Origin of the sequence: Ruegeria sp. HKCCA5929, from assembly GCF_013034525.1 — a bacterium.
Lineage (GTDB): Bacteria > Pseudomonadota > Alphaproteobacteria > Rhodobacterales > Rhodobacteraceae > Ruegeria.
Map to the genome: position 1 here is coordinate 114,831 of NZ_WQGE01000008.1, position 14,745 is coordinate 129,575.

Sequence of the window (14,745 nt, forward strand, 5' to 3'; positions counted from 1 at the left end):
ACCCGCAGGAAACGCCGTTACTGGGATTGCAGCTTGCGGGCTTCTTCCCGGGCCAGTTTCACCAGTTCCTGAACATAAGGCTTCTCAAGATCCTCCGACCGGATCGCAGCGTACAGGCGTCGCGTGATCCCTTCTTTCGTCAGGGGCCGGGTCACGTAGTCCGAATTGTACTTGACCTCGCGCACGACCCAATCCGGCAAGACTGAAATCCCCCGGTTAGACGCGACCAAAAGCAGAATGACAGCGGTCAACTCGACCTGCCGGATCGCGGCGGGTTCAACCCGAGCAGGGATCAGCAACTGGCTGAACACATCCAGACGCGTACGTTCCACCGGATACGTGATCAGGGTCTGACCGCGAAAATCCTCTGCCTCGATGTATTCTTTCTCGGCCAGTGGATGGGTCGAGGCGGCCACAAACACGGCGTTGTAGTCAAACAGCTCCACAAACTCGACACCCGGCAGGTCTTCGGGGTCGGACGACACCACCAGATCAACCTCTTCCTTCTGCAAGGCCGGAAGGGCATCAAAGGCCAGGCCGGGGCGGATATCCACATCAACGTCGCCCCAGGATTTCCTGAAAGCCTCAAGAACCGGGAAAAGCCATTCAAAACAGGCGTGGCATTCAATGGCGATATGCATCCGCCCGGTACGCCCGTCCCGCAGCGAAGAAAATTCATGCTGAGCGGCCTCAACCTGCGGCAGGATCTGTTCAGCCAAGCGAAGCAAGCGCAACCCGGCGGCCGACAGTTTCATGGGTTTCGAGCGACGCAGAAAAAGCTCGACCCCCGCCTGATCCTCTAATCCTTTGATCTGATGGCTTAACGCAGACTGAGTAATGTTCAACTGGTCTGCTGCACGCGCCAGCCCACCGCATTCATGGATCGCTTTGATGGTACGCAGGTGCCGGAATTCAATATGCATTTCGAACAGCATTCATGTTGTTGTTGAATAATATGAGTTTGTCTCACATTGCCTGCCATGACACAAGAGGCTCAGATGATCCAGCGAGGCCGTTATGTCCAAACCTGAAATTTCCTTTGAGTTCTTTCCCCCAAAAACTCTGGAAGCCTCATTCCGTCTTTGGGACACGGTTCAGACTTTGGCCCCCCTGGACCCTCGCTTCGTGTCCGTTACCTATGGCGCTGGTGGCACAACGCGCGAGCTGACACGTGACGCAGTTTCGACCCTTCATAAGTCGTCGGGCCTGAACGTCGCTGCACATTTGACCTGCGTCGATGCCTCACGGCAGGAAACGCTGGAGATCGCCGACACATTCGCACGCGCCGGTGTGCAAGACATCGTTGCCCTGCGCGGCGACCCGCCAAAGGGTCAGGACAAGTTCGTACCGCACCCCGACGGGTTCGCCAGTTCGGTCGAGCTGATCGAAGCGCTGGCCGAAACCGAGATGTTCAGTATTCGCGTCGGTGCCTATCCTGACAAACACCCCGAAGCTGCCGATTTGGCTGCGGATGTGGATTGGCTGAAGGCCAAGCTTGACGCGGGCGCGGACGAGGCCCTGACGCAGTTCTTCTTCGAGGCAGAAACCTTTTTCCGGTTCCGTGACGCCTGCGCCAAAGCGGGCATCGACAAGCCGATTGTGCCCGGCATTCTGCCGATCGAGAACTGGGCAGGTGCCCGCAATTTCGCCAAGCGCTGCGGCACACATATTCCAGTCTGGGTGGAACAGGCTTTCGAAAAGGCAGTACGCGACGGACGCGAGGATCTGCTGGCAACCGCGATCTGCACCGAGCTGTGTTCAGATCTGATCGAAGGCGGCGTGGACAAGCTGCATTTCTACACACTGAACCGCCCGGAATTGACCCGTGATGTATGCTTTGCGCTTGGCATCACGCCGCGCGTTGAACTGGAAAACGTCGCCTAAGTCGGAAAAACTCAACGATTCGCCCGGGTTACGCTCACCTCGGGCGACTTTCGTTCTATTTTGTGTGAACTGTTTCACACTCATATTCGCAAAATTGCAGTTTTACAGGACAATTGAATCGCAAGATCGCGATTGTTGTCTGCACCCCCGCAAATCCACCCCGGAATTTGACAAAACTATGACCTGGGCGACACTGGGGGCGTGTAGTTTGTAACGAGTGTTTTGAGTATGGAACCTGTAGATAAAGTGCGGGCGCGCACTGATGCCCTTGCAGATTTGGGATTACCCCCATCTGCCAGTTCCAATGAAATCAGAGAGGCGTGGCGGCAGATCGCCTTTCATTCGCATCCCGATCACCGGGATGGGGACAGTTCCGGGTTCTCGCGCGCCAAGGCCGCCTATGATTTCTTACGCAACGAAGGATTGACGAAAAAGGGCGGTGGCAAAGCTGGCCAGGCTCAACCGCGTCGTCCGCGTTTGAAAAAGCGGATCATTGAGTTGCCGCAGGAAGACATCGCCGCCTGCAAAGCAATGCTGAGCCCTGAGGAAGTCTTGTCTCATGAGCACAGCCCAGCAGATGCGTTTGACGTACCCGAAGCGTGCATTTCGGACCATGTTCCAGATGCGGTAGGCTGTTACGGGCGGCATTTGACCTATTTCGTCACCACACCCGTGCATCACGGTGCAAATCGTGTGGCCTTGCCAACAACAGTCCTGAGCGGTGCGCGGCATACCGAGGCAGAGATTCTGAGCTTTCAGTCCAAGGACACCGGTGCCGGAGAGGTGGTGATCCCGGACACGATTTGCGAACGCAAATTTCCTGGCGCCAAGAGCGTGAAGATCCGGTTTGATGCCGATCAGGACATCCGCGATCAATTCTGGCTGGCGGGCTGAATGCAAAAAAGCCCGGCCAGATCAGCCGGGCTTTGAATTTTTCAATCCAAGGCGTCGATCAGTTTGTGACCGGGCCTTCCGAAGTGAATTTCGGGATCACACTTGTCGATGCGTCCGAGGACTCGATGCCCGGCCAGTTGCCTTCAGCGATGTTGATGTTGCCGGGCACATCTTCTTCCCAAAAGCCAACAACCACATCGGTGATGTTCAGGTACAGCTTGTCATCGACAATGCGCCACAAGTTGGGATTGGCCGGAACCTTACCGCCTTTTGACACGCCATAAGCACAGTGGCCATCATATTGCGGCGCATAGAAGGCCGGGTTTTCCAGGAACGTGTCGCGGTTTTCTTCGGTCGCAAAAGCCCAGGTTGCACCGTTGTATTCCGCTGTAATGTCGGCTTTTCCGCGCACGGCTTCGGGCTGCGATTGGCCGACCGGAACCTGATCCAGGCTGCGATATGCAACCACGTCGTAGCCCGAGACAGCAAAGCCGGTGCCATCAACATATTGAGGCCCGGCAAATGCCGGAACCGCCAGAGCCATGGCCGCAGCGAAGGTCAATGCAAAGCGTTTCATGTGGTCTATCCTTTTCGGGTCAACTGTGTCCGTGATGCCGTTGTGGCAGGTCTGACAAGACAATATGCGATTCCCGTGCAGTTCGTAGTCCCCCTAACGCCGCTGTGACCCGACACGAGAAAACGTGAGAGTTTGGACGGAGATTGTTACAGAATAAGCCAACAGCAGCGGGTTGGACTCGGCGGTTTGCAATATTAGCTTTAAGACAGCCCTGATAACGGCAAGAAAGGCAAGAGATGAGCGACCAATCCCCGTACACCCCCCCAGCGGTCTGGACCTGGGACAGCAAAAGCGGCGGCCAGTTCGCCAATATCAACCGGCCGATTGCCGGTGCGACCCACGACAAAGACCTGCCGGTCGGACGCCACCCACTGCAACTGTACTCGCTGGCCACACCCAATGGCGTGAAGGTTACGGTCATGCTGGAAGAACTGTTGGCGCTGGGTCACGAAGGTGCTGAATACAATGCCTGGCTGGTCAATATCGGCGAGGGCGATCAGTTCAGCTCAGGCTTTGTCGGAGCCAACCCAAATTCGAAAATCCCGGCCCTTTGGGACCGGTCCGGGGATACACCCACGCGCGTGTTCGAAAGCGCTTCGATCCTGTTTCACCTGGCTGAAAAGTTCGGCGCGTTCCTTCCAGCGTCGGGCCCTGAGCGCACCGAGGTGATGAACTGGGTGTTCTGGCAAATGGGCAGCGCGCCATATCTGGGCGGCGGGTTCGGCCATTTCTACGCTTACGCGCCCGAGAAGTGGGAATACCCGATCAACCGCTTCGCGATGGAGACCAAGCGGCAGCTGGACGTTCTGGATCGGGAATTGGCGCACAAGACCTATATTGCTGGTGACGAGTACACGATTGCCGACATGGCGATCTGGCCTTGGTATGGCCAACTGGTATTGGGCCGTCTTTACAGCGCCGCCGAGTTTCTGGACGTTGAATCGTACAAAAACGTCATGCGTTGGGCCAAGGAAATTGACGCCCGTCCGGCGGTTCAGCGCGGGCGTATGGTCAACCGCGCCTTTGGCGAGCCGCATACACAGCTGCACGAGCGCCACGACGCCAGCGATTTCGAGACCCGCACGCAGGACAAACTGGAACCAGCGGCGGAATAACTAATCCCGCTAGCACAACAACACGCGGCGCGGTCTGCGCCGCGTGTATGCGTTTAGATTTTTATTTCAGAATTGGCGGATTGTCCGGGTTACTGCCGGGGGCCTCTCTTACCTGCTTGACGCTTTTGGGCTCGGGCAGATTAAAGCGAAGTCCAACCTTGGCCAACAACGCAGCAGCAGGCTCGCCGGCGGTGAAAAAACCGACATCCATCGCGCCCGCTTCGATCCCGGAAAAGGTCAACGCCTCGGACGCGGCCTTGGCAAGCGCGGGCTCTGCCCCATCGAGCACGTCGACAAAACCCAACAAATGCCCCTGCGCGCCAGCTTCTGACTTGGTGGCTACCAAATAGGCCGCAGTGGCCAACCCGCCTGCGGTTGCCAGTTTGGTATCCAAAGCGGTCAGCAAATTATCAGGCAAACCAGACGGCGGCATGAACTCAGCCAGTTTTTCCTCGACCTCTTTTGGACTGTGTTGCAGCGTTTCGGCCAACCAACCCAATGCTTCTGCCGGGACCAGCATCGAGGATGGCGCAGTTTCCAGATTCAGGCCTAGCCCGATCCCCTGCCCTGCCAGCATCCCGGAAAGCACCCGCCCCGAAAGCGCCACGTAAGGTACAGGCCGACCTGCGAACTGCGCCAACCGTTCCTCTCGGTCAAAAGCCAGCACAAAGCGCCCGTCCGCAACGTCGAATAATTCGGGCGAGATATTCTCGTCCTGCGCTTCCTCGGTCAGCATCAGGAACAGCTCGCTGTCGGCCAGCCGCTCAAAAAATCGCAACCGGTCGGAATCGTTTTGCGGATCTGCCTGCATCGCGGCATGTGCTGCGTCCAACGCCGTGGGTTCAGTCATTCAACACCTCTTGGACCCGCGCGCGCAGAACCGGTAAAAGCTCGGCCTCGAACCACGGGTTTTTCTTTAACCATGCCGTATTGCGCCAGGACGGATGAGGCAAGGCAAAGACCCGCGGCGCATGGTCCTGCCAGCTTTGGACGGTGCTTGTGACCGAACCGCGTACGCCAAGGTGGTACTTATGCGCATGCCCCCCGACCAGGACGGTCAACGGCACCTGGCCCAGAACGCTCATCACCCGATCATGCCAGGTGTTTCGGCACAGGGCGGGCGGCGGAAGGTCGGCGCTGCGGGCATCATAACCGGGAAAGCAGAACGCCATGGGTACAATCGACACGCGGTCGCGGTCATAAAAGATCGTCTCATCAATCCCCAACCAATGCCTCAATCTGTCACCCGACGGGTCGGTGAACGGCCGCCCCGACTCATGCACGCGTGCACCCGGCGCCTGCCCTGCGATCAGAATTGGCGTGCCAGACCGAAACCAAACAACCGGGCGTGGTTCATGCGCCGTTGCTGTTTGTGAAAACCTGTCTGCGCACAGGCGACAGGCCCGAATTTCGTCGGCTAAGCTGTCCATCGGATGTCAAAACCTCTTTTGGCCCATGCGTCACGACGGGGAACATAAGGCCCGCCGGACACACCGCCAATCAGGTTGTCACAGGTTTTACCTCAACGCATTGATCATTTGTTTCATAATTCGACATAATGTAGCCAACATGGAACGGTAAAAATAACCTTCTCCGGCCGTCCCAAAGAACGGCAACACAACGGATCACGAGCAGCAGGCCCCGAATGTTAGAGTTCGACAATGTCAGCAAGTCCTTCTGGACCGGAACCCGCCGCAAGGTGATTCTGGATCAGGTCTCGTTCCGGGTCGAACTGGGCACGTCACTGGGGGTTCTGGCCCCGAACGGCACTGGAAAAACCACGCTAATCAATATGATGGCTGGTTTGGAAAAACCAGACGAGGGCGTGATCCGACGCGAATGCCGCGTTTCTTTCCCCATGGGGTTCACAGGTGGTGTGTCGGGGAAGCTGTCCGCTCTTGAGAATGCGCGCTACATCGCCAAGATCTATGGCATGGACCCGGATTATATCGAAGCCTATTGCAAATGGCTTTGTGGTCTGGGCGAATATTTCGATCAACCGCTGGCGACCTATTCTTCGGGGATGCGTTCCCGGTTCACCTTCGCTTTGATGCTGGCGTTGGATTTCGACATGTATCTGATCGACGAAGGGATGCCCGCATCAACGGATGTCGAGTTCAACGAAAAAGCCGGCTCGATCCTGAAAGAGAGACTGCGCACCACAACTCTGGTCATCGTATCACACAGCCCGTCCGTGTTAGAAAAGTTTGCCCAACAAGCCGCCGTCCTTTTGGACGGGCAATTGTACATGTTTGAATCCTTGGAAGAGGCTAAGCAGTTATATGACTACGAATCCCAAGGTTAGAAAGTACAACTGGCGCCGCACCCAGCAGGCCGACGGTTCCGCCGAAGCGCGGTCCGACGCAATTTCGCGCATTCGCAACGCAACGCAAGGCCAACCTGCTGCGGATCAGGCGCAGCCAGGAACACAGTTGGACGACATCAAACGCGAAGGTTTGACGGGGCGCCAATTGCGTATTGCGCGACGGTTGGCGCAGAAACATGGGCTGGCTGCGACCTCGGATTATGATGCGGTGCGTTTGTTGCGTCAAAAGGGCATTGACCCGTTCCAACGCACCAATCTTCTGGATCTTGCTGCCGCCAGGCCCTCGGCCAACGCCGAAGAGAACAACACCAAGGACAAGGTCAGTATCAAGCTTCCGCAGGCTGTGGGTGCGAAAAAGTCCAATTTACCAGGACCCGAGCTGAGCCCCGCTGAACGACGCAACCTTGAGATCGGGGAAATCCAGAAAGACATTGCACGCAGACGCAGGCGCAAACTGTTTGCCTTGTTTGCACGGCTGGCCGTCTTTGTATTTCTGCCGACCTTTGTCGTGGGTTTCTATTTCTACCGCATCGCGACCCCGATGTATGCCAGCGATTCAGAGTTTTTGATCCTGCAGGCAGACGGTGGACCGGGCAGTGTTGGCGGTTTGCTGGCGGGAACCCAGTTTGCCACAACGCAGGACTCGATCTCCGTGCAGTCCTTTCTTGAATCGAAAGAGGCGCTGCTGTTGCTGGATCAGGATGCGGGTTTTTCGGACGTCTTCAAACAGGACTGGATCGACCCGGTTCAAAGGCTGGCCGCCGATGCGTCACTTGAGGACGCGTACAAACTGTTCAACCGGATGATCACCATCGGCTACGATCCAACCGAAGGGGTTATTCGGATGGAGGTCGCGGCCCCGGATCCACAGACCGCGACCGAGTTCTCGGAGCGTCTGATCTCGTACGCCGAAAACAGGGTGAACGCGCTTTCCGGTAAAAAACGTGAAGACCAGATGCGTGATGCGGTTGAAAGCTTTGAGGCGGCTCAAGAGGCGCGCAAACAGGCGCAGGAAGAGCTGATTGAACTTCAGTTGCAGGGTGCTGTGTTGGATCCGGAAAACGTAATCGCCAGCCTTCGAAGTCGCATCAACGAGATCGAGATACTGGTTCAGGACAAAGAGTTGGAGCTAGCGGCTTTGCAGGACAATCTGCGCCCGAACAAAGCCAAAGTAGATGGCGTTCAGGCTGACATTGCCCGGCTGGAAAAGGTGCTGGAAGATTTGAATGCCCAAATGCAGGACGCCTCTGCCGGCGAAAATTCGCTGGCCCGGCTAAGCGTGCGCATACAGATCGCCCAGGCCGATCTGGCGGCTCGGGATATGATGCTGCAAACGGCAATGCAGCAAATGGAAACAACCCGGTCCGAGGCCAACCGGCAGGTTCGGTATCTGACTGTTTCGGTGAACCCTATTCCCAGTCAGGAACCCAGCTATCCGCGCAAGTTTGAAAATACGATTTTGGCATTCCTGTTATTTGCTGGTATCTACCTCATGATCTCGCTTACTGCGTCGGTCCTTCGTGAACAGGTATCCTCATAAGACCCATGAAACATGTAAAAATCTCCGACCTGACGGTCGGCAACGACCTACCGCTGACCATCATTGCTGGCCCCTGCCAGCTTGAAACAGCCGACCATGCGCAAATGATTGCAGGCAAGATGAAAGAAGCCTGTGACGCCGTCGGTGCGCAATATGTGTTCAAGGCGTCTTACGACAAAGCGAACCGGACGTCTCTGTCAGGCAAGCGTGGTATGGGAATCGATGCGGGCCTGCAGGTTCTGGATGACATTCGCAAAACGATGGGCATCCCGGTCCTGACAGATGTCCATACCGAGGCACAATGCGCCCTCGCAGCCGAGGCTGTGGATGTTCTGCAAATTCCTGCCTTTCTGTGTCGTCAGACCGACATGCTGCTGGCCGCTGGCAATACCGGTGCCGTGATCAACGTGAAAAAAGGCCAGTTCCTTGCCCCGTGGGAAATGCCAAACATCATTGCCAAGATCGAAAGCACGGGAAACCAGAACATCTTGCTGACCGAACGCGGTACGTCGTTCGGGTATAACACCTTGGTGGCCGATATGAGGTCATTGCCGCAGATGTCCCAGACCGGGTATCCGGTGGTGATGGACGCGACACACTCGGTGCAACAACCCGGTGGGCAGGGCGGCTCTTCCGGCGGTCAGCGAGAGTTTGCCCCCGTGATGGCGCGCGCAGCGGTCGCCGTCGGCACAGCTGCTGTGTTCATGGAGACGCATCAGGACCCCGACAACGCACCGTGCGACGGGCCCAACATGATTTACCTCGACCAAATGCCCCAACTTGTTGACACATTGATGCGCTTTGATGCGCTTGCCAAAGCGAATCCTATTCAAATTTAACGATTGAGACTTGTTATGACCAAACCCCTCCCCGAGGTGACACCCAACACCTGGAGTTTTCTACGCGACGCGATGATTAAGCCCACCGGGTTTCGCGAGTATGACGCGCGCTGGAAATACCCCGAAGAGATCAACCTGCCCGGCATGACCGCGCTTGGACTGGGTCTGGGCACCCAGATGCGCAAACGTGGGATTGAACCCGTGATCGCCGTTGGCAACGACTACCGCGATTATTCGCTGGCCATCAAAAACGCGTTGATCCTTGGTCTGATGCAGGCAGGAATCCGCGTTAAAGATATTGGCCCTGCGCTCAGCCCGATGGCTTATTTCGCGCAGTTTCATCTGGATGTGCCTGCTGTTGCGATGGTTACGGCCAGCCACAACCCCAATGGATGGACCGGCGTAAAAATGGGCTTTGATCGCCCACTGACCCACGGCCCGGACGAGATGTCGGAGTTGCGTGACATCGTGCTGAACGGTGAAGGCCAACAGCACGACGGCGGATCATACGAGTTCGTCGAGGGTGTGAAGGAAGCTTACATCGATGACCTCGTCGGTGATTTCAAAATGTCTCGCCCGCTGAAGGTGGTCTGTGCCACTGGCAATGGCACTGCCTCAGCCTTTGCGCCCGAAATTTTCGAGCGGATCGGGGTCGAGGTCGTGCCCAGCCACAACCGGCTGGATTATACCTTCCCGAACTACAATCCGAACCCCGAAGCGATGGAGATGTTGCATGACATGTCCGACACGGTGAAATCCAGCGGAGCTGATCTGGCGCTTGGGTTTGACGGGGACGGCGACCGTTGCGGCGTGGTCGATGACGAAGGCGAAGAGATTTTCGCCGACAAGGTGGGCGTGATCATGGCCCGCGATCTGGCCAAGCTGTATCCCGGATCGACTTTTGTCGCGGATGTGAAATCCACCGGCTTGTTTGCCAGTGATCCCGAATTGCAGGCTTTGGACGTCAAGGCGGATTACTGGAAGACTGGCCATAGCCACATGAAACGGCGCGTTAAGGAAATTGGCGCTTTGGCCGGGTTCGAAAAGTCAGGCCACTACTTCCTGGCCGAGCCTGTGGGTCGTGGATATGACTGCGGAATGCGCGTGGCTGTTGAGATCTGCAAACTGATGGACCGCAACCCGGATCAAAGCATGTCGGACCTGCGCAAGGCGCTGCCCAAGACCTGGTCGACCCCAACCATGTCACCTTACGCCGCAGATACCGAGAAGTACGATATCCTTCAGCGCTTGGTCGACAAGCTGGTCGCCAAAGGCGATGCGGGCGAAACCTTTGCTGGGCGCGCAATCAAAGAGGTTGTCACCGTCAACGGCGCGCGAGTCATTCTGGACAACGGCAGTTGGGGGCTGGTTCGGGCCTCGTCCAACACCCCTAATCTGGTGGTTGTGTGCGAGAGCAGCGAAAGCGAAGCTGAGATGCGCGCGATCTTTGCCGACATCGATGCTGTCATCCGAACCGAGCCGGGTGTTGGCGATTACGACCAGACCATCTGAATGTATCGGCTTGGAGCATCATCGTGCTCCAAGCCAAACAAGGTCAATCTCCGCCAAGCAGCTTGAGTAGACCTTTCTTGGCCTCGTCTTCCAGCTTCTTCTTAAGCGCATCTTCGATTTGATTGCTGTCGGTGATGGTTGTATCCAACTCACTCCCGACCTTCTCAAATACCTTCTGCTTGGCATCGTCTTCCAGTTCCTTGACCTTCACATCTGCCGCCGCCTCGATGACCTTGGTCAGGTCCGGCTTGATCGACGGGTTGCTCCACGGACCAACAATACGAACCGGCACCGAGATACCCTGTCCGGAATTGGCCCGAAGCGCTACGGGCGTGAAAAGGTAATCAATATCCCGCGCGCCAAGCCCAACTTGGCCCGCCCCATCAGCGCGATAGTTCTTCAGCGACATCAGCAGGTCATTGTTCGTCAGCACGCCCTGATCCATGGTGAAGCTGCCGGTCAGGCTGTTGAATACGGTCGTTCCACCCGATCCGGTCCCACGTCCCATCAGACGGTCCAGATCGAAACCGGAAATCACTCCTGACCCGACATCCAGGTTTCCCTTGCCGCTGAGCGAACGCATGATCTGATCCTCAGACTGGCCAACGCCCAGAAACTCCAGACTGCCCGCAGCCATGCCCGACAAGCGTTCAACACCGGCCAGTGTGGTCAACGCCTGTTTCAGATCGATACCGCTGGCCGAGATTTTGCCACCAACAGACAGGCCATTGCGATTATTGGCGACCACCTGCCCGTTCAACTGACCTGCAAACAGTATGGCCGGATGCATTTCCAATACCGCCCGAGAGCGATCCAGAGACAGAGTCAGATCGCTTTTGCCAAATTCCATTCCCGGGACAGCGATCGAGTTTGCCGTCAGGCGGATTTTCCCGTTCGCCAGTGCCAGAGCGGAGGCGTCAATTGGGTCTTGCGACCACCCGTCTACTGCTGAGGTACTCGGCTGAGATACACCGCTCGGCGCTGCACCTGATTCTGAGATCCGCGAAAGATCCAGATCACCCGCATCCAACCTGGCTACGATCTGTGGTGGGTCCGAAATGGTAATATCTGCCTCACCCAGAAATCGGTTGTCATCCAGTTGCGCGGTCATATCCCGTAACGATATGCGCCCGTCCTGCGTATAGGTCATATGGGCGGCGATGTCGGCCTTTTTACCCAAACCCGGCGGGATATGCACACCGGCCTGACCAAAAGCCGCAAACATCTTTTCGCTGTCCCGAGCCTCGACCCTTGTTGTACCGTCCATTTCACCGGCCAGATTGACACGTCCATCGAAACCGATCTCACCCCCTGGCGCAGCCAAAGACAGTTCCAGCGCCGTGACGTCGCCATTGGAAAAGGCAGGCAGATCCGGGATTTTCAAGTCAACTTCAACGGCTCCGCCGGGCACAGCCATTGTGGCTTGCATGATCATGGGAGATGTGACCTCGGGCCAGCTTGCGGCCAGTGTCACACCAGAAAAATCCATTTGTGTGACACCATTCTCGACGAAAATCAGCTGCGCGTTTGTCAGCTCTAGTTGGTCCAGGGTGACCTCACCCGTTGTTTCCGCAGGCACAGCGGCCCCAGAGGTTTCGGCAGGTTGGGTAGAACTCGGGGCGCCAAATTGCCAGTTCGCCCGCCCCTGTGATTGCTCCAGACGCAATATCGGGTTTTCAGCAAACACGCGTTTGATACGCAGATCTCCATTCCACAGCGCAGCAGCGTCCACACCGACGGCAAGACTGTCTGCACTCAGCATTGGCTCGGACGCTGCCCAGCTAGCATTGCCAAAACGTACCGGGCCGGTTTCCATTCCCAGCACGGGCCAGAAGGACAAGCGCACATCCCCGCTCAATGTCAAATCACGCCCGGTTTGCGCCTTCACCTGCTCGGCCAGAATCGCGCCCAGCTTGTCCCCGGGCATCAGCAAAAGCGCGCCAATGACGAGCCCGGCAACAGCCACAACAACAAATAGAATGCGCATCAGCCACTTCATGATCTGCTCTCCGCCTCTTGGCTTATCTTTGCCGTGATCATTCAAATCACACGTCACATTTGCAAGGGGAAGCGTTCCCCACTATATGCCGCGCCATGACAACGAACCCGCCAAACCTCCGCCCCGACCTGGCGCCCGCCGCCAGGATCACCGAGACGCCCCGTTCCAACCAGCCGACCATCGGCATGGTGTCGCTGGGTTGCCCCAAGGCGTTGGTGGACAGCGAACGCATCCTGACCCGGCTTCGCGCCGAAGGATACGGTATTTCGCCCGATTATGCCGGGGCCGATGCCGTCATTGTGAACACCTGCGGGTTTCTGGACAGCGCCAAGGCAGAATCGCTGGACGCAATCGGAGAGGCACTGGTGGAAAACGGCAAGGTCATTGTAACCGGCTGTCTGGGGGCGGAACCGGACTACATCCGGGAACATCACCCCCGCATCATGGCCGTCACTGGACCGCATCAATACGAACAAGTATTGGATGCGGTACACGTCGCCGTGCCGCCCTCACCCGATCCGTTTGTCGATCTGCTGCCTGCCAGCAGCGTGCAATTGACCCCGCGCCATTACAGCTATCTGAAGATCTCGGAAGGCTGTAATCACAAATGCAAGTTCTGCATCATCCCAGATATGCGCGGGAAACTGGCCAGCCGCCCGGCCCATGCGGTTCTGCGTGAGGCTGAAAAGCTGGTCGATAACGGTGTGCGCGAGTTACTGGTGATCTCGCAGGACACATCGGCCTATGGGCTGGACCGGAAATATGATGTGAACCCGTGGAAAAACCGCGACGTGCGCAGCCATATCACCGATCTGGCGCAGGAGCTGGGACAGTTGGAGGCGTGGGTGCGCCTGCACTATGTTTACCCCTACCCGCATGTCCGCGAGTTGATCCCACTGATGGCGGATGCGGGCTGCAACGTGCTGCCTTATCTGGATATTCCCTTCCAGCACGCGCACCCCGACGTTTTGAAACGTATGGCCCGCCCGGCCGCCGCAGCCAAAACACTGGACGAAATCCGGGCCTGGCGTGACATCTGTCCGGACATCACCCTGCGATCGACCTTTATTGTCGGTTATCCGGGTGAGACCGAGGCCGAGTTCCAAACTCTGCTGGACTGGATGGACGAAGCCCAGCTAGATCGCGTCGGCTGCTTTCAGTACGAAAACGTGGATGGCGCGCGGTCGAACGACCTGCCCGATCACGTCCCGGCCGAGGTCAAGCAAGAGCGCTGGGATCGCTTCATGGAAAAGGCCCAAGCGATTTCCGCAGCCAAACTGGAGGCAAAAGTCGGCCAAACCTTGCAGGTCATCGTGGATGAGGTCGATGACGAAGCCGCCACCTGCCGCACCAAAGCGGACGCGCCCGAGATTGACGGCAACCTGTTCATTGATGAAGGGTTCGAAGCACTTAATCCTGGCGACATCGTAACGGTTGAGGTGGACGAGGCCGGAGAATACGATCTTTGGGGCAAGCTCGCTTAGAACTGTTTCGCCTGCCCGTTTCACCACAGATGGGCAAAGCGTGAAGCGAGTTTATTGGTCCAACGCACCTAAAGACGCGATCTTAGACAGAAATCCATAAACGGAGGGTTTCATGTCTGGATACGACAAACTCGGCCTGAACGGCGTGGTTTTCCTGTTGGCCATGTTTTGCCTTGTAACACCTTCTTCCGCACAAACGGCGTCGGGCGGTCCAAACGGCTTGATCGTGGTTAGCGATAAGCAGCTCAGCTTTCACAAGACCGGCCACCTCAAGATAAAGCGCTATTATCTTGCGCCAAAATCCAAAGCACATGTCAAACAGCCGAAGGTGCACCACAAAAAGCACCACAGAACATATCGCTTTCACAGCCCGAAACGGCGGGTGATCGGGCATGTGCCCTACGGGCAGATCAAACGGCACAAGTTCAGTTCTTTCAGGTTCAAACACAAATACGGTTTCAGGAAATACTGAACCGCTGAATGGTGAGCACTTAGTACCAGCAAAAAAGCCGCCTCAAAGACGGCTGTCCATCGAGTAGTGGTGCAGGCGGCCCGGTCGTGGACCGCCTGCAAAA

14 protein-coding genes are annotated in these 14,745 nt (G+C 57.0%); 9 read left to right on the top strand and 5 right to left on the bottom strand.

Annotated elements, in window-relative coordinates:
* Positions 1 to 17: 17 nt before the first annotated feature.
* Positions 18 to 923, bottom strand: a complete 906-nt coding sequence (locus GOV90_RS17725; RefSeq protein WP_171091577.1) for a LysR family transcriptional regulator — start codon at positions 921 to 923, stop codon at positions 18 to 20.
* A gap of 94 nt (positions 924 to 1,017) precedes the next feature.
* Between GOV90_RS17725 and metF the strand changes: the two genes are divergently transcribed.
* Both metF and GOV90_RS17735 read left to right on the top strand, forming a co-directional pair.
* Positions 1,018 to 1,884 carry a methylenetetrahydrofolate reductase [NAD(P)H] gene (gene metF, locus GOV90_RS17730; protein ID WP_171091579.1) on the top strand — a complete coding sequence of 289 codons (867 nt, stop codon included), beginning with the start codon at positions 1,018 to 1,020 and terminating at the stop codon, positions 1,882 to 1,884.
* A gap of 228 nt (positions 1,885 to 2,112) precedes the next feature.
* Positions 2,113 to 2,778 carry a J domain-containing protein gene (locus tag GOV90_RS17735; RefSeq protein WP_171091580.1) on the top strand — a complete coding sequence of 222 codons (666 nt, stop codon included), beginning with the start codon at positions 2,113 to 2,115 and terminating at the stop codon, positions 2,776 to 2,778.
* Between the two features lie 58 nt (positions 2,779 to 2,836).
* Here GOV90_RS17735 and GOV90_RS17740 read toward each other — a convergent pair whose 3' ends face one another.
* The gene (locus GOV90_RS17740; protein WP_171091582.1) at positions 2,837 to 3,355 is read right to left on the bottom strand and encodes a YHS domain-containing (seleno)protein; all 519 of its coding nucleotides are present in this window, start codon (positions 3,353 to 3,355) and stop codon (positions 2,837 to 2,839) included.
* 236 nt (positions 3,356 to 3,591) lie between these two features.
* Between GOV90_RS17740 and yghU the strand changes: the two genes are divergently transcribed.
* Complete coding sequence (gene yghU, locus GOV90_RS17745) at positions 3,592 to 4,470, top strand: glutathione-dependent disulfide-bond oxidoreductase (protein WP_171091585.1); 879 nt, start codon at positions 3,592 to 3,594, stop codon at positions 4,468 to 4,470.
* A gap of 61 nt (positions 4,471 to 4,531) precedes the next feature.
* On the opposite strand, the gene GOV90_RS17750 is transcribed toward yghU, so the two are convergent.
* The gene (locus GOV90_RS17750) at positions 4,532 to 5,320 is read right to left on the bottom strand and encodes an SseB family protein (protein WP_171091587.1); all 789 of its coding nucleotides are present in this window, start codon (positions 5,318 to 5,320) and stop codon (positions 4,532 to 4,534) included.
* Entirely contained in the window at positions 5,313 to 5,900 is a 588-nt protein-coding gene (locus tag GOV90_RS17755; RefSeq protein ID WP_171091595.1) for a uracil-DNA glycosylase family protein, read from the bottom strand. Before GOV90_RS17755 ends, GOV90_RS17750 begins: the two co-directional genes overlap by 8 nt.
* A gap of 215 nt (positions 5,901 to 6,115) precedes the next feature.
* Here GOV90_RS17755 and GOV90_RS17760 point away from each other — a divergent pair, with 215 nt between their 5' ends.
* From GOV90_RS17760 to GOV90_RS17775, 4 genes are read left to right on the top strand one after another with little or no spacing between them, the layout of a single operon-like run.
* Entirely contained in the window at positions 6,116 to 6,775 is a 660-nt protein-coding gene (locus GOV90_RS17760) for an ABC transporter ATP-binding protein (protein WP_171091597.1), read from the top strand.
* Positions 6,753 to 8,336, top strand: a complete 1,584-nt coding sequence (locus tag GOV90_RS17765) for a capsule biosynthesis protein (RefSeq protein ID WP_171091599.1) — start codon at positions 6,753 to 6,755, stop codon at positions 8,334 to 8,336. The genes GOV90_RS17760 and GOV90_RS17765 overlap by 23 nt, the downstream gene beginning before the upstream one ends.
* Positions 8,337 to 8,341: 5 nt before the next feature.
* Positions 8,342 to 9,175, top strand: coding sequence for a 3-deoxy-8-phosphooctulonate synthase (kdsA, locus tag GOV90_RS17770; protein ID WP_171091601.1), 834 nt, complete (start codon positions 8,342 to 8,344; stop codon positions 9,173 to 9,175).
* Between the two features lie 15 nt (positions 9,176 to 9,190).
* A complete protein-coding gene (locus tag GOV90_RS17775) occupies positions 9,191 to 10,687 on the top strand; it encodes a phosphomannomutase/phosphoglucomutase (RefSeq protein ID WP_171091603.1) in 1,497 nt (498 codons plus the stop codon).
* Between the two features lie 43 nt (positions 10,688 to 10,730).
* Here GOV90_RS17775 and GOV90_RS17780 read toward each other — a convergent pair whose 3' ends face one another.
* Complete coding sequence (locus tag GOV90_RS17780) at positions 10,731 to 12,686, bottom strand: AsmA family protein (RefSeq protein ID WP_171091605.1); 1,956 nt, start codon at positions 12,684 to 12,686, stop codon at positions 10,731 to 10,733.
* A 95-nt stretch (positions 12,687 to 12,781) separates the two neighbouring features.
* Between GOV90_RS17780 and rimO the strand changes: the two genes are divergently transcribed.
* Positions 12,782 to 14,170 carry a 30S ribosomal protein S12 methylthiotransferase RimO gene (rimO, locus tag GOV90_RS17785; RefSeq protein ID WP_171091607.1) on the top strand — a complete coding sequence of 463 codons (1,389 nt, stop codon included), beginning with the start codon at positions 12,782 to 12,784 and terminating at the stop codon, positions 14,168 to 14,170.
* Positions 14,171 to 14,282: 112 nt separating this feature from the next.
* Positions 14,283 to 14,642, top strand: coding sequence for a hypothetical protein (locus tag GOV90_RS17790; RefSeq protein ID WP_171091609.1), 360 nt, complete (start codon positions 14,283 to 14,285; stop codon positions 14,640 to 14,642).
* Positions 14,643 to 14,745: the final 103 nt, after the last annotated feature.